We start from the raw sequence: 16222 nt of genomic DNA, 5'->3' as shown, positions 1-16222 counted from the left end.
CATCAACCTTTCGGTGCGTCGTTCGGAAAGAGCATGTGCGCAGCATCGACCGGCTTGCCCGATCCACCTGCACCGCCATCGGCCGGATTGTCCTCTTTGATCATGGCACCGACCTTCGCCATGAAGCGGATAACCTCGGGATGGTTGCCGGCACCACTCGCCTCGAAATATTCTTTGAGACCGGGCGAGCCGAGCGTGTTGACGGCGCGCACGGCGGTGCTCACGGTGCCGTCCCACTTCGTGCCGCCAATGTCCTTGTCGGCCTTCGCGTTGTCGGCCCATTTGTCGGGCGTGCCGTTCTTCTGGAAATACGCATAGGACGCCATCGACCATTGGCCTTCCGGCTTGTTCGCGTATTCCGTTGCGCGCTTCGTCTGCACCTCGGTGAACCGATCAGCGAGCTTCTGCGCCTGCTTGCCGGTCAGGCCCAATTCCTTGAAGTCGGGCGCGAGCGCATCGACCATTTCTTGATCGACCTGGACGCCTTCCGGCGCGGTGATCGTGTACTTGCCATCGGCCGGCACAACATCGCCAGCGTCAGGCGCGGCCGGCTTGGTCTTGTCGTGCTCCGCTTTCGCGGCGGCGTTGTCGGCGTCCGACTTCTTCGGATCGGCGACGTACTCTTTCCAGTCCTCAGCCTTCGGCTTGTCGCCTTCCTTCGGCGGATCACCGGCAGCGGGCTTGGGCTCGCCCTCATTCGGGAACAGCACGCTCGCGGCGGGATCGGCCGCAGGCTTCGCGGGATCGACCTTCGGCGGATCGCCAGCGGGCGGCGTCACAACACCACCACCACCGCCGCCGCCCGAACCGCCCTCGCCCTCGAACGTTGCGACAGAACGCAGATAGCGCGTCAGATTACCCCTCAAGATCATCGTCGTTCTCCATGTGGTCGGCCGGCGCTTTCGCCGCCGCTCTGTCAATTTCCCTGATCGCGGCCATGTCCGTCAGCAGTGACGGGTACAGACGCGGATCGACGTCATCGAGCTTCGCGATGATCTTTCGCCCGGCCGATTGCTGACCGAGCGTGTAGTTCGTCGCGTTGTTCTCGCCGCAATAGGCGTCGCGGTAGATCGCGCATTCCTCCAAAATCCAGTAGAGGACGCGCTTGCCCGCGACCGTTGCCAGCGTGTCGCGGAATGCTTTCGCCAGTTCCGAGCGAGCGGCTTCTTGCTCTGGCGAGAGTTGTTCGTTCAAATCGCTCATTCCTCGCGCGCCTCCGGCTCACGCGCGCACCACAAGCCGAGCAGGCCGAAGCCGATCGAATAGGCGTAGAGCGGGCACCACATCAGCATTACGGCACCCTCAACGCGATCACGCGGGAGAGCGAGCGCGGACGTTCACGTACGCGATGGCCGTCGTTGCCGCTCTTGACGATCCATTCGCCATTGGCGGCGCGGCCGGTGATGATCCCGACGTGATGCCGCCAGACGACAATCACGCCCGCGCCTGGACCGCTAGCGGGCGATCCGACGCGCGCCCAATTTCGCGCGAGCCACAGCGATCGATCGAGCTTGCCGAGCTGCTGCCCCATCCACCAACCGCACCATGCGCGCGGCCGTGCGTCGGCCGTGCCCAGCGACGCGAGGAGAACCGCAGCCGCGAATATCGTTCGCCACATCACAACCTCACCCGATCCCGATTTGCTGGAGGAGCGCCTGCCCGCTTGGGTTCTGCCCCGCGCTCGCGAGCACACTCGCCGCGTCCGCGCCCTGCTTCATGGCCGGCGCAACGGTCGCCATCATCTCGGCGCGCTTCGCCTGCTGCTGCTCTTGAGCGCGCGCGGCCCGCGTTTCCTTGACCTTGTCGTCAGGGACCACGATCGAGGGCGGCGCGCCGATCATGTCGGCGTACTGATCGACCGCCTCGTCAGCGTCGAACTTGTCGAGGACTTCGGGCTTCACAGCCGCGAGCTGGCCGACGAAACCGGACAGCCGCTCGACCGCGCCGGTCGCGACCGCCTTCTGAGCCTGCGCCAGGATCGAGATGTACTCGACCTTGAGGTCCTGATTTTGCAATTCGCGCGGCGGCGGCGGCAGCTCGCGACGGCGATTGAGGATGTTGAACGTCCGATCAATCACCGGCTCAAGCTGGCCGTTGTAGATGTTTTCGAGCACCGGCCCGAGCGCGAGGAGCTTTTCTTCCTTGCGCTCTGCAATCTCCGCGACGTTGCGCGGCTGGATGCCTTCCATGTTCGAGATCATCAGGAACAGATCGGCATAGAAATACTGCCGCAAGCGCTCCTGGACGTCGCGGATGTCCTCGCGCAGTTCAGACAAGCTGATGTTCGTTTCCATCGCCGGCCGATAGCCCTTGCCGGTCGGATCATCGACATACGTCACCGATCCAGGCAGCAAGGATGCCGGGTTGTTGCGCATGGACGTCGGCCCGGTCATCGGCGGCCGGACCTTCTTGTCGATGCCTTCCAGCTTCCGGCCTTGCTCTTTCTGGAGCATCTTCGTATCGCCGAGCGCGTCATGGCCCGGAGCGGTCGAATAGTGATCATCGCCGGCCAACTCCCACGGCGGACAGACGATCGGGTTGTCATCGAACCCGCTTTCCTCCAACAGGCCCGTGTTGTCCGTCATCGCGTCGAGCCAGTAGTTCGACAGGAACGGCTTGTTCTTCTTGTCGATCAGGCCCGGCTCGCGGTTCATGCGCGGTTCGACCGCATGCCACACGTCATAGATCGCGTCATAGCGGCCGTTGTCGTATGCCGTCTTGATCGAGTTGCTGACGCGCGAAACGGCCGCATATCCGAACCGCGCGACGATGCGCGCGACCGACCAACGGAACGTCCGGTAAAGTGTGGTCGCGCGTCCCTTCTCATCGCGCGCGATCCAGAACCGCCCGTTGAGCAACTGCTGCATGCGGATGAAACTGTCATCGTCTTCGGCCAGGAGGCCGCACGGCTGGCCGAACAGCGCGAGATCGCCATAGCCGGTATGGAACGCGTTGTAGATGTTCGAGCCCGAGAACACCTCGCGCATGCGCTGCTCAACGGCGGCGAGATATTCTTTCACCGGGCCGAAGTCTTTCAGATCGGGATCATAGGTCGTCAGCCGGAACCACGGCCGCGCGGGCGACGTGAGGCCGGAATGCATCCCGGACTTGAGCGTGCGATATGCGAACGTGCCGCTGCTATCGAGGATAGCCTTGCGGCTGACCGAGCCCTCATTGCTCGTCGTCAACCGCAGCCGCGTCGGGTCGATAAACTGCGCCACTCCCGACCACTCGCTTTCCCACGGCTGGCGAATTGGCTTCAATTCGGTCGCGCGTCGGCGGTGATATTGGAGTTGCGTTTCCTGATGCGGCGCGTTGACGGTCATTTACCGATCCTGAAATTCTCGACTTCGCGATATGTCGCGCCGTCGTCGTCGTTCGCGCTTCGCACGAACACTCGACTGCCCCACGAGACGGATTGCGACGGCTGCAATCGAGCCATCACGCCCGAATGCACCTCGTCTTTTCCGGCCTTATCGAGCAGGCGGAATTTCATCACTGGCCCAGGAGGGTCTTTGCCTGCGTCGGCGCGGCGGTGGTCACGCCCGAACCGGACGTGAGGACGGTGTTGGCCCCCGCTCGAACGCGGTCGCTCGTGCGACGGCTCACTGAGGACCGAACGGCGTTACCGTCCGGCTGCTTCATCGCCTGAGTTTCAGGCGGGAGCTGCGGGTCGGGCATGTCGGGGGGATTGACGAGGCACATGAAGGATCACCATTCGCGGGGCGCTGGGTTATCCCGACGCTTAACCGCGAATAGTTGCCGCCACGAACTGCTTGGGGTATGAGACCGGTGCGCCCGCTTCGGCGTTGAAAAATTGAGCGCGTGTAGGTCCGAGCGCAGGCAGCACACAATTTGAGCGAAAGCGGCGACGTGCGCACGGTAGCCGCGATTAGTGGACGAGCCTTCGGACCAGGATCATTCGAGAGTGTTGTAATCGACGGCAGCCGTGCCGCTGCCGGCCGCGCCCTGCCCGGCTACTGTGCCGGCCGCGCTGTTGCGGTCCTTCTTTGCAACAGGCTCAGAGAACGTCAGCATGAGGGCGTCGCCTTTGTTGGGGCTTGGTAGCCCGCGATCCTTCATGTCCTCTTTGCTCTCAAGCTGTATCTTGCCGTCTAAACGCGGCACAGTCTCAGGCCCGATCAAGTCCTGATACAAATCCTCGTCCTTCGGGTCGATCGCGCCGCCCGCCTTGATCCACTTCTTGCCCGTGCCCCAAATCTCGGCGCGCTTGTTGAGATAGCCCGGATCAATCGGCTTGCCGCTGAACCAGATCAGCCGCCACGATCGGCCCATGACGCTGCCGGCCGACACGATGCCAGTGCCATAGCCCGCGTCCACGAACACCGCGTCAGCCTGATACTCATCCTCCAGGCGCGCGATCAGGTTGGCAACCTCGACGTCATTGTCATTGCGCGCGAGGCTCGCGAGGCTCTTGGAGTACAGTCCTTGCCGCAGCATGATTTCGAGCTTGTCGTCTCCCGTCCACGCGGGATCGACGCCCAGGATCACGGGCGCGAACGCGTAGCTCCCCTTGCGCAGATGCACCGCGCGGGCCTTGTCAACGTCATCGGCTGATATGAACTGCATGGCGCTTTGGGCAGGGAATTGCCCCCTCACACGGTATTTGACCACGTCACTGTCCTCGCCGTGATCGTCTACGAGTTTCTGCAAATACTTCTTGTTCGTGCCCTCGACCGTGCGGCTGTCAATCTGGCGGTTGACCCAGCGATGCCGGAAGCGTCGGAAGCACTCGCGAAAGCGCCCGCTGTTGCGCGTCGGGTTGCCGAACACCACCCAAATGATCACGGTGTTCTCGTCGGTCATCGCGCCCTCGGCGACTTCCCACACCTTGTCATGAATTTTCGACGCCTCATCGAACAGGAGCAGAATGATCTTGCCCTTGTTGTGCAGGCCGGCGAACGCCTCGGTGTTGTGCTCCGACCACGTCAGGAAATCCATGCGCCAGCTATCGCCGTGCTGCGGATCGCGCGACTTGATGCTCATCGCCTGGACGTCGAACCACGAGCCCGTCAGCGACATCTTGAACCACTTACCGACCTCCGGCGCGGTCTTGGTGCGCAACTGCGGCTCAGTGTTCGCCGTCATCAGGACTTTCGCGTCGTCCCAACACGACATGGCCCAATTCGAGAGCATGCCCATTTCGGCGGACTTGCCGATGCCGTGGCCGGACGCGACGCTGATTTGCAGCGGCTCGAACCGCGTTGCGGGATCGGCGAGGTGATCGCGGATCACGCGGTTGATATCCTGCTGCCACGCGCGCGGCCCGCTGTATTCGGTAAGCTGGCCGTGGCCCCAATCCCAGGCGACTTGCGACCATGCGTCAGGATCGTACTGGCACGCTGCGGCCAGCTCGATTATGTCGTCATTGGGATCGCGTTTAGTCGCCGAGCTAGCCATCGGTCAGGATCACGATAACGAGCGTCGCCGCAAATGCCGCTAGGCCGATCGCCCCGCCGAACAGGACGGTCATTTGCCGGCCTCGTCGGGCGCGACCGTCACCATGACGTCATACCGCACGCCGTCGATTTCAAATCGCCACTTCGCAGCGGTGCGAGGGACGAACTGATGCATCGCAAGCACGCGGTCGCACATCTCCACGATCTTGAGCCCGAGCGCGCTTGCGTCGCCGAGATCAGTCAAGCCGTCGCCGTTCGCGGTCATTGACACTGCTCCGGCTCTTTGGGCGTGGGCCAACAATACGGCATGTCGCCATCGCCCCACGGTCGCTGCTTGAAATATTCCCGACCGACCATGACGGCCGTCAGCAACGCAACGATCGCAATTGCGTATCTCATCACTTGCCCCCCTGCTTCGCCTTCGCGCGGGCGATGCGATCGGCCAGCGCCTCGACGCCCGCGACCTCGACCTTTTCCAAAAATGCTTGGACGCCGACGTGCTTGCCGATCAGCTCCAGGCGGCGCACGCGATCCGAAACCTTGATCTTGACCACGACGTCACCCGTGGCGTTGCCCTCAGCGTCTTTCACCTCGACGTGCTCGACACCGGCAACGAGGCCCTGACGCCAAATTTTCGGCCACTCGTGAACGGGCTTGATCGCGCCGTTCTCGAAATAGATATCGGCCATGTCGGCCTCAGCCTCGATCGCCAGACGCTTGAGCACCCAGGCCGCATCGATCTTGGTTTCCTCCGATCGCTCAGCCATTGCCGCGCCGATCGCCGCCTTGACCAGCGGGCGCGCCATGATCTCGACCGCATGTGCATTGGCAGATTTCGCGCTGTAGCCGGCGCGGATCACGGCCTTGGTTGCGTTGAGGTCGATCAGGTATTCGCGGACGAACGCGGCTTCCCTAGCCGTCAGATCGCGCGGTTGTTTCGGTTCCTTTGCCACGGCTTTCAACTCAGCTTTGCTTAGGCCGGGTTTTATAAGCGCGGACAGTTGTTGCTCAGATCACAACGCGCTGTTGCTGATGGAGCGTGGCGCGGGTTCCGAGTGGCAAAGGGGTTTCTAAGAGCGCGCAAACTTTTTTGAAATGGTCGGGATTGGCGGTTGTATACCCGGCTATAAGTTTAAACCGGGCTATACCTACCCTAATTAAAAACTTTATACCTCGCTTATAAAAGTCTTTGTCACAGGTATATTGTTGATTGTGTTGTATAATTGGAGCGGAGAGGTTGATAGCGAACAGATTTAGAGGCCGGAACAGTGGTTAACGTGGTATATACATTTGTACCGTTTCGGCCTTAATATTCGGATTATCGGAAACTAAATTTGTTCGTTATAAACCTCCTTGACGCTGATCCTGTTGTGTGTTCTGTTGTGGAAATCGCAACAAGGAACGCAACATGAGCGCGCAGTTGTTCACCCGCCAGGGCGAGGCCCACACCGGCCCGTTCCATACCGATAGCAAGGGCGCGGCCTCATTCGATCGCGCCCGCATGTGCAGCCGTTGCGGCGGCGCTGGCCGTTCCGACAAGTGGGCTCACACCGGCTACACCTGCTTTGATTGCGGCGGCGATGGCCGGCGCGGCGTCGAGACCGTTAAGCTCTACACTGCCGAGAAGCTGGCGAAGCTCAACGCGACCAAGGCCAAGGCCGACGCCAAGCGCGCCGCAAAGGCCGCCGAGATCGCCGCCGCCCGAGCTGCCGAGGCCGCCGCGAAGGCCGAGGGCTTCCGGGCAGAGCACGCCGCTTTGTTGGCTCGCGCCGAAGCCCACATGGACAACGAATTTATCGCCGACGTCATCACCCGCGCGATCGAGCGCAGCGAGATATCGAACACCCAAGCCGCCGCCGTCCTGGTGGCAATCGTGCGGATCGAGACCCGCCGCGCGCTGGCTCGCGCTTCCCGGCATGTTGGCCGGGTTGGCGAACGGCTGGAAACCACCGTCACCGTCGAGCGCGTGTCAGCGTTCGCACGCCCGGCTTTCAACGCCCCGTGGATCACCGAGACGGTGCACGTCATCACCATGCGCGACGTCGAGGGCAATTGCATCGTCAGCATGTCCCCGCGCTTCTGCCCCGAACAGGGCTCGCGCTTCACCCTCCGCGCCACCGTCAAGGACCATTCCAACTATCAGGGCCAACAGCAGACGAAGGTCACGCGCGCCAAGGCCATCACCATCAAGCAGAAGGAAGCCGCCTAATGCGCCCCCACCCCATCGCCGCCGCCGCCATCGCCGCGCTCGAGGAAATCGGCGCGCTCGCCGCCCTACTCTCGTTCATCGCCGCCGCCCTGGTTTGGGCCGGCGTCATCGGGGGATCGCTGTGAAACTGCCAAGCGCCAATGACGGCCCGGACGTGCGCCGAAAGGGCATCGGCAAGATAATCGCGCAGATCAAAGCCCAGCATCCAAATTGGACGGACGACCGCGTTGCCGTCGCGGCAAAGACCGAGTGGCACCGCCGCCATCGACCGAACAGGGACGAGCAATGACCGCTCAAACCCTGATCGCGCTTGGCTGCGGCGTTCTCGCCCTCGCCCTTGCGTGGCGCTGGCAGCAAGAGGACGACGCCAGCCATGGCTAACATCGCCCGCGTCATCGACTACGAGACCACGGGCACGCCCGAGGACGCCGCCGCCGAGATCATCGAGTTCGGCCGCATGGACGTGCACCTTGCCTCGCGCACGATCGGCAACCCCTGGACGTCGCTTGCGCGTCCGCGCGGGCCGATCCCGGCAGTGACGAAGGCCGTTCACCACATCACCGAGGCCGACGTTGCGGAAGCGCCCGAGGCCCGCGAGTTGTGGGAGGAGTTCTTCGACGGCTGTTCGCCGGCTGACATCCTGGTCGCGCACAATGCGAAGTTCGAGCAGCATTTCCACACGGGCGATGGTCGCGCCTGGATCGACACGTACAAGGTCGCGCGCGTGGTGTGGCCGGACGCGCCGACGCACTCGAACCAAGGCCTGCGCTATTGGTTAGAGCTCACGCTTGACGCCGAGCAGGCTTTCCCGCCGCATCGCGCGTTGCCCGACGCCTATGTGACGGCTCACATCCTGGTCCGGCTTCTCAGCCTCAAGACGATCGACGAGATGGTCCACATCTCAAAATATCCCGCGCTCCTCAAGGTTATGAACTTCGGCAAGCACAAGGGCACGACGTTCGAGGCCGCGCCGCTCGATTACCTGGAATGGATCAGGGACAAGAGCGACATGGACGAGGACACCAAATTCACCGCCCGCTATTGGGTCGCGAAGCGCACGAGGGCTGCATGACCCGCCGCATCCCAGGACAAACCGCGTTCGCCTTCCGGCGCTACATCGTTCGATGCAATGGCATGGGTGAATGCCGCGTCGATGCATCCGACGCCCCGGCCGCGAAATATCGTGCGTTCCAGCTCGCGCGCGAGGCCGGTTATCGCGGCGACTTCATCGCTTTCGTTGAGCGAGGCGTCACAGTGCGGGCCGATCGCCGCACGATCCGCTATGGATCGACGTCGCCGGAGCTTGGGCTATGAGCGTCACCGCCGCCCTCGCCCGCGACGAGGCGATTGCAGACGCCTTGCGCGTTGCCACGGCAGTCATCGGCGACGACGTTGCGACGCCCCAGGCGCTTGCCATCATCGCCGCGATTAAACGCTTGCGCGCAGCCGACCCGATCAAGGTCGCGCAGCTCCGCGCCGTCAACTACCTCGCCCAGCTCCAGGCGACGGCGCAATCCATGTGGAACGGGCACTATGACGACGGCGCGACGGGACCGGCCCATGACGTCATTGCCGGGATCGACACGCCGATAGGCCGCTTTCGGTGCACGACATGGCGACGCCGCTGGACCAACGGCAAGATCGCATGGGCCAGCGAATACTATCTCAACGACCAGCCAATCACGATCGCCGAGATCGAGGCGGCCGGCTTGGCGCAACGGCCGACAACCCGGCAGAGGCGAAGGCAAGCAGAACTCGCCGATCCGAACCGCCGACCGGGCTCACGCAATCCGAGAACTGTCAAGTCAACAAACGGCTAGGCGAGTGGCTGTGGACGTCTGCAACTCTGAGGGTTCTCGCCGAGGGGTTGCGGTGATAAAGGGCAAATACCTTTGGGGTGGAACTGGGAATGCAACTAAAAACTTTGACCGGGCTCCGGGGCGTTGCCGCCCTGTGGGTCATGGCTTTTCACTACACTGTTGGGGCGGGATGGACTGGAACCGGCTTTTGGTTCGATCTAGTCGCGATCGGGAACGCAGGGGTGATCATCTTTTTCATCCTGTCCGGCTACATCATGAGCCACGTCTACAGCGGAACATTCGCGACGAGCCCGACCCCGAGCTATGCGCAGTTCATGTGGGCGAGGTTCGCCCGCGTGTACCCGTTGCATGTCGCCACGCTGATCGCGTTCGGCTTCATCGCCACGCACTACGAGCAAATGCGACCGACCGATGGGCCTTACACCTTTTTCCTCAACCTCGCCCTCGTCCAAGCCTGGGGCTTTGTGCCGGACCTATCTTGGAACGCCCCGGCCTGGACGATCAGCGCCGAATTTTTCTGCTACCTGCTGTTCCCATTCGTCGCCTTCGCACTGGTGCGCGCGCCTGTTGCGATCAACGCCGTCGTTCTCGCGGCCAGCATGTACTTTGTCGCGTCGCCGCCCTGGGACGCGGTCCTTCACCTCTTGGGCCTGACGCGGGAAAGCCCGTATGACTATGGCTTTTACCTCGTGCATTTCGGGTTCATGTTCTTGGCCGGCATGGCATTGAGGCGCGTTGTTCATGCCCTCCAGTCCATCGCCAAGCCTCATCAGATTGTCTTTGATGGGCTGTTTGTCGCCGGGCTCTGCGGCGTCCTCTGGTATGCACAGCCGCCGCTCTGGGATTGGCACATCGCAATCCCCACGGTGCTCGTCATCGCCGGCCTCTCTACCGATAAGGGCATTGGCCGGCTGCTGCTCGGAAACCCGGTCGTGTTCCTGCTAGGGGAAATCTCCTATGCGCTGTACCTCACGCATGGGATGTTTCACATGGCGTTCACGCGCGAGTTCCCAACCGCCTCGACGCCGACGATCGCCGCTTTCGCGCTGATGTTCTCCGTTGCCGTCTATTACCTGTTCGAGCGGCCGGCGCGCACCATGCTGCGAAAACTTTCCAGCCGGCGCGATATCACCAAGTCAGGTCAGCTTGACGCCGCTCAAGTTCTTCCTCGGTGAGCCTTCGATAGTAGATGCGATCACCGATCGCTCTAGCGCAAACGATATCGCCCCACGCGGACTTTGTGCCATCTGCGAACGTCACGCGTTGCCACGGCAAGAGAGATACCAGCTCATCATCCGAGGCAGCATTGTTCATTTCGGCCTTCTCCGCGCTGTAGAGAACTCCAACTCTAGCAACCCCCAACAAAATTGTAACTCCCCGCTTGACAGTCTTTTAAACACGTCCATAGTGTTGTGATATTCACAACGTCACAACAGGACGCAACGATGAGCGCAACGCCGACCGATCCGGCCGACTACGCTTTCCACCACTGGCGCAAATTCGAGAGCCAACAAGAGCACGCCGAGCGCGTCGAGGCGGCCGAGGCAACAGCCGGCCGCTACTTCGCCAGCGCGACTAAGCCGCAGCTCGCGGCCTTCAACGCTACCATGGAGTTCCTGCGGCCGTTCAGCGGCCCCGTCTGGGATCGCCGCCGCACCTTTGCGCGGGCCGTCTGGAACGACGCCACGGCCGGCGCTCGCGACCTGTTCAATATCACCGCCGACGAGATCATGCGCGACGGCGAGGTTTCCGAGGCGACGTCACTGGCATGGGACATCCTCGCCGATCAGGCCGAGCAGCAGCCGGCACCCTTCACCCCCGCCACCCACCAACTCCAGGCATCACTATGACCAAGTTCGTTATCGTCGAAGGCCGCGCCCTCAAGCAGGCAATGAAGCTCCTCACCGCCGTCATCGAGCGGCGGAACACCATTCCGATCCTCAACCATGCCAGGATCACCCACAGCGACGCGGGCCTGCGCATCAGCGGGACTGACCTCGACCTTGAGGCGAGCGTTGACCTGGACGTGATCGACGGCGCGGGCGGCGAATGGTCCGCCTGCATCAACGCGTCGGTCCTCGCCGGCATCGCCCGCGTCGCCGGCACGATGAACGTCCGGATCGAGCGCGCCGACAATGACCTCAAGGCGGCGATCACCCTTGGCGACGGCGCGGCATTCTACGAGATCGAGACCCTGTCCGAGACCGACTATCCCGAGATCGGCGGCGAGCGCGGCGACCTGATCGAGGCGTTCACCAACGGCATGTTCGCCGCGACGCTGGACAAGGTGAAATGGTGCATCTCGACCGAGGAGACCCGCTATTACCTCAACGGCGTTGCGTGGCACGTCACCGCGAAGGACCGCCGCTTTGTCGCAACGGACGGCCACCGCATGGCAATCTGCAAGTATGCCAGCGAAGGCGGCCCGGAAGGAACGCGGATCATCCCGCGCAAGACGGTGCGGATCGTCACCGAACACCTTGCCGGCAAGGACGTGAAGTTGTTCGCCGTCGAGCCCGGCAAGATCGACATCGTCGCGCCCGGCGTCACGCTCCGCGCCAAGCTGATCGACGGCACCTATCCCGACTATTCCCGCGTCCTGCCGAACCGCCACGATTTCACGTTCGACTTGAAGCGGGACGAGATCGTTGCCGCCATCGATCAGGCGACGGCAATCGGAGGCGACAGGACGACGGCGATCAAATTCAGCAACGCTGAAGGCCGCGCGATGATCGAGCGTCGTAGCGCTGACTTTGGAAGCGCCAAGGTCAAGACCTCGACCGCATGGCCGACCGGGAAAGATCAGCCGGCCGCGTTCGCCTTCAACAGCCGATATCTGCGCGAGGTAGCGAGCGCCTGCCAGGGCGCGATCACCCTGCGAATGGTCGATCAATCGTCGCCGTTCTCCATCCACGACGAGGACGCCACCATGACCCGCGTTCTGATGCCGATGCGGGCCTGATGCCGATCAGCCCCGAAAAAATGAGCCGCTATCCGGGCGGCTCGATCACGTCGAAGGTCTGGCGATGCTTCCGGGCCTTCATCCTCTTCCGCGCAGCGAACCGTTGCGAGGGAACGCCCGATCGTCCGTACTGCCGCGCCAGGAATGGCGCGGCTCACCCCGAGACCGGCAGCAGGGTTGTGCTGACGATCGCCCACATGGACCACGACGAGAGCCACGCCGATCCCGAGCGGTGCCGCGCTCTCTGCCAGCGCTGTCACAACCGATGGGACGCCGGCTATCGCCGCAGGAACCAAGCCGACACATGGCGCGGCAAGTATGCCGTCGCCGACCTTTTTGCGGAGCTATGCGAATGACCCCGTTTGCATCCGTCGCGCTGTTCCGCCGCAACGGCGGGATCGTATTCAAGGCCCCGCGCAAGGAGCCGAGCGACCACAAGACCCAGGCGCGGAAATCCGCGTCGCGCTTCTGGAGCGGCAACATCGCCGCCCCGGACATGCTCACCAAGATCATCCTGGTACAGCACGACGGGCGGACGGTGTACGTCGCCGAGCGCGCCATCGTAAACGGTCAAGATCGCCCTTGGGTGGAATACCGCCTTGACGCTGACGACGCGCTCAAGACCGCGCACGTCGCGGCCTGCCTGTCAGAGCTTGGAATTGATCCGGCATCAGTCCCGCCGCCGATGCCCGACGTCCTCGAAATCAACGGCGTGATCTACAGGCGAGAGATATGACCCCGGAACCCTGCCCGCTGACCGCGCGGGAACTTGAGATTGCGCGGCACCTATCGAATGGCGAAACCGCCGCGTCCATCTCAGGCAAGATCGGATGCACGACGCACTCGGTGAACATGCAGATCAAGATCGCCCGCCGCGTCGTCGGCGCGCGGAACAGCTCGCACCTCGCCGCCACGGCCCTGCGCAAGGGATGGATCGAATGAACACCGCTTTCCTGCTAATGGCGCAGTACAACGCCGCCGTGATCCCCCTGGAGGCAGTTTGCAAGGACTACTTCCAGCACTTGACCCCCAACGAGTTCGCGCGGAAAGCTACGAAAGGCGACCTCGACATGCCGGTGATCCGGATCGAGGGCAGCGCGAAGGCCACGCGCGGCGTCCATCTCGCCGACCTCGCCGCCTGGATCGACAAGCAGCGCGAGGCGGCCCGCAAGGAATGCGACCAGCTACAGGGGCGGCGATAATGAGCGAGATGGTCGAGCGTGTCGCAAGGTCAATCACCGAGGCATTCGAGCGCGAGGGCCGAGTGTTCGACCACGATCAGGCCAACACCCTCGCCCGCGCCGCTATCGAGACGATGCGAGAGCCGACCGAGGCGATGGATGACGCTGGCTTTAAGCATACGGGAAATCCAGAGACTGTCTGGCAGGCCATGATCGACGCCGCTCTTAGGCCGCCGTCATAAGCCATGGCCACCAACGTCAGCATCCGAAAGCACGAGGCAGTCAAGGACTGCGGAAGCTTTGAGGTCCGGTATTCTGACGGGCGAGCCTCGGTGTACTTCTATTGGGACGACATCCCGAGCCGGCGCTTGAGGCCAGATCAGGTGGACAGGAAAACGGCCCTCGAAGCAGCCAAGGCGTTCGCCAGAACCGAGCGGAAAAGGCTGGCATAACTAGCGCCGGGCACCTATCTCCCGGCCATGCTCAAATCGCCATTCCAGCCCTGCCTGCCGAAGCGCGGGAAGAATGTTCCCGATCGGCCGGAATGGATTCACGAGATCAAGCACGACGGCTATCGGCTCATCGTCCAACGCGAGGGCAAACGCGTCCGGCTGTTCACTCGAAACGGCCACGACTGGACCGATCGATATCCGCTCATCGTTCAGGCCGCCTTGCGAAACCGATCGACGTCGTTCGTCCTGGACGGCGAAGCCGTCCTTCTCCGGATCGATGGGGTGTCTGATTTCGACGGGCTGCATTCGCACCGGCATGACGACGAGGTTCAGCTATACGCCTTCGACATCCTCGTGAGCGACGGCGACGACTTGCGAGGGGTGCCCCTCAGCATGCGCAAGGCCAATCTCTCCAGGCTGCTCGCGCGGCGCGTGGAGGGCATCCACGTCGCGCCCTATGAGACGGGCGAGATCGGCCCGGACCTGTTTCGGCATGCCTGCCTGATGGGCCTAGAGGGCATGGTTTCCAAGCACGGGGAACGCGCCTATCGCCCCGGCCCGTGCGATCACTGGATCAAGGTGAAGAACCCGGCGCACCCGGCCATGACCCGCGTGCAGGATGCCCATAAACGCCGTTCGTGATTGGACCGACAAGCATTAGATGGGCCGGATCACAATTGTATCACATGGCTGGCGACGGTCCCCGTAACTGCCAGCAACGGCTTGGCTTTTTTCGTTAGTCAGTCCAATCCATCATGGGTGCCACGGAAAAGCGATAGTCTTGATATTTCAACAGCTTAGCTTACTCTTCAATGGGATGAATAGCGAACGTGTGCACTCCAAACTAGACGAAATTGCACACGTTTGTACCCGTTTTGACCTCTCAGTGCACACATAGTGCACACGAAAGTCGGAGTGCACACGCGTGGCGACCTTCACACAAATGGCATCTGGGAACTGGCGCGTCCAGGTCCGCCGGAAGACCCGCTATGTGGCCGAGACATTCCGACGGCGTAAGGACGGCGAAGAATGGGCGCTCGAGATGGAGCGCAATATCGACCGCAACGGATCGTCCAAGCCACGCGTGGCGCGGAACGTTCGCACGTTTGGCGATCTGATCGACCTGCACGATGAAGACATGCATGAAGTTGGAAAACCCCCTCGCCGGTCAAAAGCTGCTGTGATGGCGTCGCTCAAGACTGAGCTCGGCAGCGTGAAGCTTCCCGCGCTCGATCGAGAACGGCTGATCGAATTCGGAAGAAAGCGCGCCAAGGAAGGCGCTGGCCCTGCAACGTTGGCCATCGATTTGTCTTTCATCCGGACAATCATAACTCATGCCGCCGCGGTGCACGGTATCGAGGTTTAAGCCGAGGAAGCCCGCCTCGCACGCGTCGCGTTAAGTCACCTCAATTTGGTTGGAAAGAGCAAAGAGCGCGACCGACGGCCCACACAAGACGAACTCAACGAACTAATCGAATAAAGCAGATGTCGGCCAGGCTCACCCCCTCGCCGACCAGGGCTTGGCGCGCAGGCCGCAGGGCCCGGTCGATCCCGGCCATGTAGGTCGTGAAAGCTTCGTCGGCGCGAGCGTGGACATCCGCGGCAAGTTCGGAGCCTTGCATGGCGAGCAGGTAGATCTGCGCATCGCGGCCGAACACCAGACTGACATCCAGAAAGCTGTCAATCCGCGAGGCCTCGAATGGATCGTGGCCATATAGACCGCTCCGCTCCGCCTGGCGGGCGACCGCGCGCATGATGCTGTTGGACTCGAAAATGCCGACTTGTCCGTCCCCGCTGAAACCCGCGGGGACCGTCCCGAACGGCTGGGCCGCAAGGAAGGCGTCGGTCTTGTAGAGCTTGCGGCCCTTGAACCCGATGCGGCCCACCCGCTCCGCGGCTGAGCGTTCCTCTGCGGGCACTTCGCTCAGCGGGCGAGCGTCAAAATCCCAAAGCCAGTCCACGAGTTCTGCGCCCGCGGCGCCCCGCACCTCCAACGCGACGCCGCCGATGCGCGCGGCGATGACCGCCTTCCAAACACGAGGATTGGGCAAGTAGGAAAAGATCCGCACCTCGGCCATAGTGCTGTCTCCGTGGCGCGCCGCTAAGCCGGTAGCGCAGTTATTCGTGCATTGGGCCGTGGAGCTGGACATGCTTGAGCCCTTATTCGACATGTTGAGG

24 protein-coding genes are annotated in these 16222 nt (G+C 62.5%); 15 read left to right on the top strand and 9 right to left on the bottom strand.

Features of this window, described 5'->3' with window-relative positions; all coding sequences use genetic code 11:
- Positions 1 to 2 precede the first annotated feature (2 nt).
- The 8 genes from AC0L3S_RS04520 to AC0L3S_RS04485 form a co-directional block, all read right to left on the bottom strand.
- Positions 3 to 872: a hypothetical protein gene (locus AC0L3S_RS04520; protein WP_473278228.1), complete on the bottom strand. Its 870-nt coding sequence runs from the start codon at positions 870 to 872 to the stop codon at positions 3 to 5.
- On the bottom strand, positions 856 to 1203 hold the full coding sequence (locus tag AC0L3S_RS04515; protein ID WP_473278227.1) for a hypothetical protein: 348 nt from the start codon (positions 1201 to 1203) through the stop codon (positions 856 to 858). Before AC0L3S_RS04515 ends, AC0L3S_RS04520 begins: the two co-directional genes overlap by 17 nt.
- An 88-nt stretch (positions 1204 to 1291) precedes the next feature.
- A complete protein-coding gene (locus tag AC0L3S_RS04510) occupies positions 1292 to 1618 on the bottom strand; it encodes a C40 family peptidase (RefSeq protein WP_473278226.1) in 327 nt (108 codons plus the stop codon).
- A 7-nt stretch (positions 1619 to 1625) separates the two neighbouring features.
- Entirely contained in the window at positions 1626 to 3326 is a 1701-nt protein-coding gene (locus AC0L3S_RS04505) for a portal protein (protein WP_473278225.1), read from the bottom strand.
- Positions 3323 to 3496 carry a hypothetical protein gene (locus AC0L3S_RS04500; RefSeq protein WP_473278224.1) on the bottom strand — a complete coding sequence of 58 codons (174 nt, stop codon included), beginning with the start codon at positions 3494 to 3496 and terminating at the stop codon, positions 3323 to 3325. The genes AC0L3S_RS04505 and AC0L3S_RS04500 overlap by 4 nt, the downstream gene beginning before the upstream one ends.
- A gap of 422 nt (positions 3497 to 3918) precedes the next feature.
- Positions 3919 to 5163 (bottom strand): terminase, encoded by a 1245-nt coding sequence (locus tag AC0L3S_RS04495; protein WP_473278222.1) that lies wholly within the window; start codon positions 5161 to 5163, stop codon positions 3919 to 3921.
- A 327-nt stretch (positions 5164 to 5490) separates the two neighbouring features.
- On the bottom strand, positions 5491 to 5685 hold the full coding sequence (locus AC0L3S_RS04490; RefSeq protein WP_473278221.1) for a hypothetical protein: 195 nt from the start codon (positions 5683 to 5685) through the stop codon (positions 5491 to 5493).
- A gap of 133 nt (positions 5686 to 5818) precedes the next feature.
- Positions 5819 to 6373 carry a terminase small subunit gene (locus tag AC0L3S_RS04485; RefSeq protein ID WP_473278220.1) on the bottom strand — a complete coding sequence of 185 codons (555 nt, stop codon included), beginning with the start codon at positions 6371 to 6373 and terminating at the stop codon, positions 5819 to 5821.
- Between the two features lie 455 nt (positions 6374 to 6828).
- Between AC0L3S_RS04485 and AC0L3S_RS04480 the strand changes: the two genes are divergently transcribed.
- The 15 genes from AC0L3S_RS04480 to AC0L3S_RS04410 all read left to right on the top strand — a co-directional run bounded on the left by AC0L3S_RS04480 (position 6829) and on the right by AC0L3S_RS04410 (position 15410).
- Positions 6829 to 7629, top strand: a complete 801-nt coding sequence (locus tag AC0L3S_RS04480; protein ID WP_473278219.1) for a hypothetical protein — start codon at positions 6829 to 6831, stop codon at positions 7627 to 7629.
- Entirely contained in the window at positions 7629 to 7754 is a 126-nt protein-coding gene (locus tag AC0L3S_RS04475) for a hypothetical protein (RefSeq protein WP_473278218.1), read from the top strand. Before AC0L3S_RS04480 ends, AC0L3S_RS04475 begins: the two co-directional genes overlap by 1 nt.
- A gap of 248 nt (positions 7755 to 8002) precedes the next feature.
- Positions 8003 to 8701, top strand: a complete 699-nt coding sequence (locus tag AC0L3S_RS04470) for an exonuclease domain-containing protein (RefSeq protein ID WP_473278217.1) — start codon at positions 8003 to 8005, stop codon at positions 8699 to 8701.
- Positions 8698 to 8943: a hypothetical protein gene (locus tag AC0L3S_RS04465; protein WP_473278216.1), complete on the top strand. Its 246-nt coding sequence runs from the start codon at positions 8698 to 8700 to the stop codon at positions 8941 to 8943. The genes AC0L3S_RS04470 and AC0L3S_RS04465 overlap by 4 nt, the downstream gene beginning before the upstream one ends.
- Positions 8940 to 9449: a hypothetical protein gene (locus AC0L3S_RS04460; RefSeq protein WP_473278215.1), complete on the top strand. Its 510-nt coding sequence runs from the start codon at positions 8940 to 8942 to the stop codon at positions 9447 to 9449. The genes AC0L3S_RS04465 and AC0L3S_RS04460 overlap by 4 nt, the downstream gene beginning before the upstream one ends.
- A gap of 89 nt (positions 9450 to 9538) precedes the next feature.
- A complete protein-coding gene (locus AC0L3S_RS04455) occupies positions 9539 to 10624 on the top strand; it encodes an acyltransferase family protein (RefSeq protein ID WP_473278214.1) in 1086 nt (361 codons plus the stop codon).
- Between the two features lie 270 nt (positions 10625 to 10894).
- Positions 10895 to 11299 (top strand): hypothetical protein, encoded by a 405-nt coding sequence (locus AC0L3S_RS04450; protein WP_473278213.1) that lies wholly within the window; start codon positions 10895 to 10897, stop codon positions 11297 to 11299.
- A complete protein-coding gene (dnaN, locus tag AC0L3S_RS04445; protein WP_473278212.1) occupies positions 11296 to 12411 on the top strand; it encodes a DNA polymerase III subunit beta in 1116 nt (371 codons plus the stop codon). Before AC0L3S_RS04450 ends, dnaN begins: the two co-directional genes overlap by 4 nt.
- The gene (locus tag AC0L3S_RS04440) at positions 12411 to 12767 is read left to right on the top strand and encodes a hypothetical protein (RefSeq protein WP_473278211.1); all 357 of its coding nucleotides are present in this window, start codon (positions 12411 to 12413) and stop codon (positions 12765 to 12767) included. The genes dnaN and AC0L3S_RS04440 overlap by 1 nt, the downstream gene beginning before the upstream one ends.
- Positions 12764 to 13147, top strand: coding sequence for a hypothetical protein (locus AC0L3S_RS04435; protein WP_473278210.1), 384 nt, complete (start codon positions 12764 to 12766; stop codon positions 13145 to 13147). Before AC0L3S_RS04440 ends, AC0L3S_RS04435 begins: the two co-directional genes overlap by 4 nt.
- A complete protein-coding gene (locus AC0L3S_RS04430) occupies positions 13144 to 13353 on the top strand; it encodes a helix-turn-helix transcriptional regulator (protein WP_473278209.1) in 210 nt (69 codons plus the stop codon). The genes AC0L3S_RS04435 and AC0L3S_RS04430 overlap by 4 nt, the downstream gene beginning before the upstream one ends.
- On the top strand, positions 13350 to 13613 hold the full coding sequence (locus AC0L3S_RS04425) for a pyocin activator PrtN family protein (RefSeq protein ID WP_473278208.1): 264 nt from the start codon (positions 13350 to 13352) through the stop codon (positions 13611 to 13613). The genes AC0L3S_RS04430 and AC0L3S_RS04425 overlap by 4 nt, the downstream gene beginning before the upstream one ends.
- The gene (locus AC0L3S_RS04420; protein WP_473278207.1) at positions 13613 to 13834 is read left to right on the top strand and encodes a hypothetical protein; all 222 of its coding nucleotides are present in this window, start codon (positions 13613 to 13615) and stop codon (positions 13832 to 13834) included. Before AC0L3S_RS04425 ends, AC0L3S_RS04420 begins: the two co-directional genes overlap by 1 nt.
- Before the next feature lie 237 nt (positions 13835 to 14071).
- Positions 14072 to 14686, top strand: a complete 615-nt coding sequence (locus AC0L3S_RS04415; protein WP_473278206.1) for an ATP-dependent DNA ligase — start codon at positions 14072 to 14074, stop codon at positions 14684 to 14686.
- Positions 14687 to 14969: 283 nt separating this feature from the next.
- Positions 14970 to 15410 (top strand): hypothetical protein, encoded by a 441-nt coding sequence (locus tag AC0L3S_RS04410; RefSeq protein WP_473257844.1) that lies wholly within the window; start codon positions 14970 to 14972, stop codon positions 15408 to 15410.
- Between the two features lie 94 nt (positions 15411 to 15504).
- Here AC0L3S_RS04410 and AC0L3S_RS04405 read toward each other — a convergent pair whose 3' ends face one another.
- Positions 15505 to 16122 carry a glutathione S-transferase family protein gene (locus AC0L3S_RS04405; protein WP_473257847.1) on the bottom strand — a complete coding sequence of 206 codons (618 nt, stop codon included), beginning with the start codon at positions 16120 to 16122 and terminating at the stop codon, positions 15505 to 15507.
- Between the last annotated feature and the right edge of the window lie 100 nt (positions 16123 to 16222).

The organism is Bradyrhizobium sp. Ken01, assembly GCF_055807355.1.
This window is presented reverse-complemented; position numbering and strand designations above follow the sequence as displayed.

Coding starts and splice junctions, on each gene's coding strand:
- AC0L3S_RS04520 (WP_473278228.1), bottom strand. CDS start 872: ATGATCTTGAGGGGTAATCTGACGCGCTATCTGCGTTCTGTCGCAACG.
- AC0L3S_RS04515 (WP_473278227.1), bottom strand. CDS start 1,203: ATGAGCGATTTGAACGAACAACTCTCGCCAGAGCAAGAAGCCGCTCGC.
- AC0L3S_RS04510 (WP_473278226.1), bottom strand. CDS start 1,618: ATGTGGCGAACGATATTCGCGGCTGCGGTTCTCCTCGCGTCGCTGGGC.
- AC0L3S_RS04505 (WP_473278225.1), bottom strand. CDS start 3,326: ATGACCGTCAACGCGCCGCATCAGGAAACGCAACTCCAATATCACCGC.
- AC0L3S_RS04500 (WP_473278224.1), bottom strand. CDS start 3,496: ATGAAATTCCGCCTGCTCGATAAGGCCGGAAAAGACGAGGTGCATTCG.
- AC0L3S_RS04495 (WP_473278222.1), bottom strand. CDS start 5,163: ATGGGCATGCTCTCGAATTGGGCCATGTCGTGTTGGGACGACGCGAAA.
- AC0L3S_RS04490 (WP_473278221.1), bottom strand. CDS start 5,685: ATGACCGCGAACGGCGACGGCTTGACTGATCTCGGCGACGCAAGCGCG.
- AC0L3S_RS04480 (WP_473278219.1), top strand. CDS start 6,829: ATGAGCGCGCAGTTGTTCACCCGCCAGGGCGAGGCCCACACCGGCCCG.
- AC0L3S_RS04475 (WP_473278218.1), top strand. CDS start 7,629: ATGCGCCCCCACCCCATCGCCGCCGCCGCCATCGCCGCGCTCGAGGAA.
- AC0L3S_RS04470 (WP_473278217.1), top strand. CDS start 8,003: ATGGCTAACATCGCCCGCGTCATCGACTACGAGACCACGGGCACGCCC.
- AC0L3S_RS04465 (WP_473278216.1), top strand. CDS start 8,698: ATGACCCGCCGCATCCCAGGACAAACCGCGTTCGCCTTCCGGCGCTAC.
- AC0L3S_RS04460 (WP_473278215.1), top strand. CDS start 8,940: ATGAGCGTCACCGCCGCCCTCGCCCGCGACGAGGCGATTGCAGACGCC.
- AC0L3S_RS04455 (WP_473278214.1), top strand. CDS start 9,539: ATGCAACTAAAAACTTTGACCGGGCTCCGGGGCGTTGCCGCCCTGTGG.
- AC0L3S_RS04450 (WP_473278213.1), top strand. CDS start 10,895: ATGAGCGCAACGCCGACCGATCCGGCCGACTACGCTTTCCACCACTGG.
- dnaN (WP_473278212.1), top strand. CDS start 11,296: ATGACCAAGTTCGTTATCGTCGAAGGCCGCGCCCTCAAGCAGGCAATG.
- AC0L3S_RS04440 (WP_473278211.1), top strand. CDS start 12,411: ATGCCGATCAGCCCCGAAAAAATGAGCCGCTATCCGGGCGGCTCGATC.
- AC0L3S_RS04435 (WP_473278210.1), top strand. CDS start 12,764: ATGACCCCGTTTGCATCCGTCGCGCTGTTCCGCCGCAACGGCGGGATC.
- AC0L3S_RS04430 (WP_473278209.1), top strand. CDS start 13,144: ATGACCCCGGAACCCTGCCCGCTGACCGCGCGGGAACTTGAGATTGCG.
- AC0L3S_RS04425 (WP_473278208.1), top strand. CDS start 13,350: ATGAACACCGCTTTCCTGCTAATGGCGCAGTACAACGCCGCCGTGATC.
- AC0L3S_RS04420 (WP_473278207.1), top strand. CDS start 13,613: ATGAGCGAGATGGTCGAGCGTGTCGCAAGGTCAATCACCGAGGCATTC.
- AC0L3S_RS04415 (WP_473278206.1), top strand. CDS start 14,072: ATGCTCAAATCGCCATTCCAGCCCTGCCTGCCGAAGCGCGGGAAGAAT.
- AC0L3S_RS04405 (WP_473257847.1), bottom strand. CDS start 16,122: ATGGCCGAGGTGCGGATCTTTTCCTACTTGCCCAATCCTCGTGTTTGG.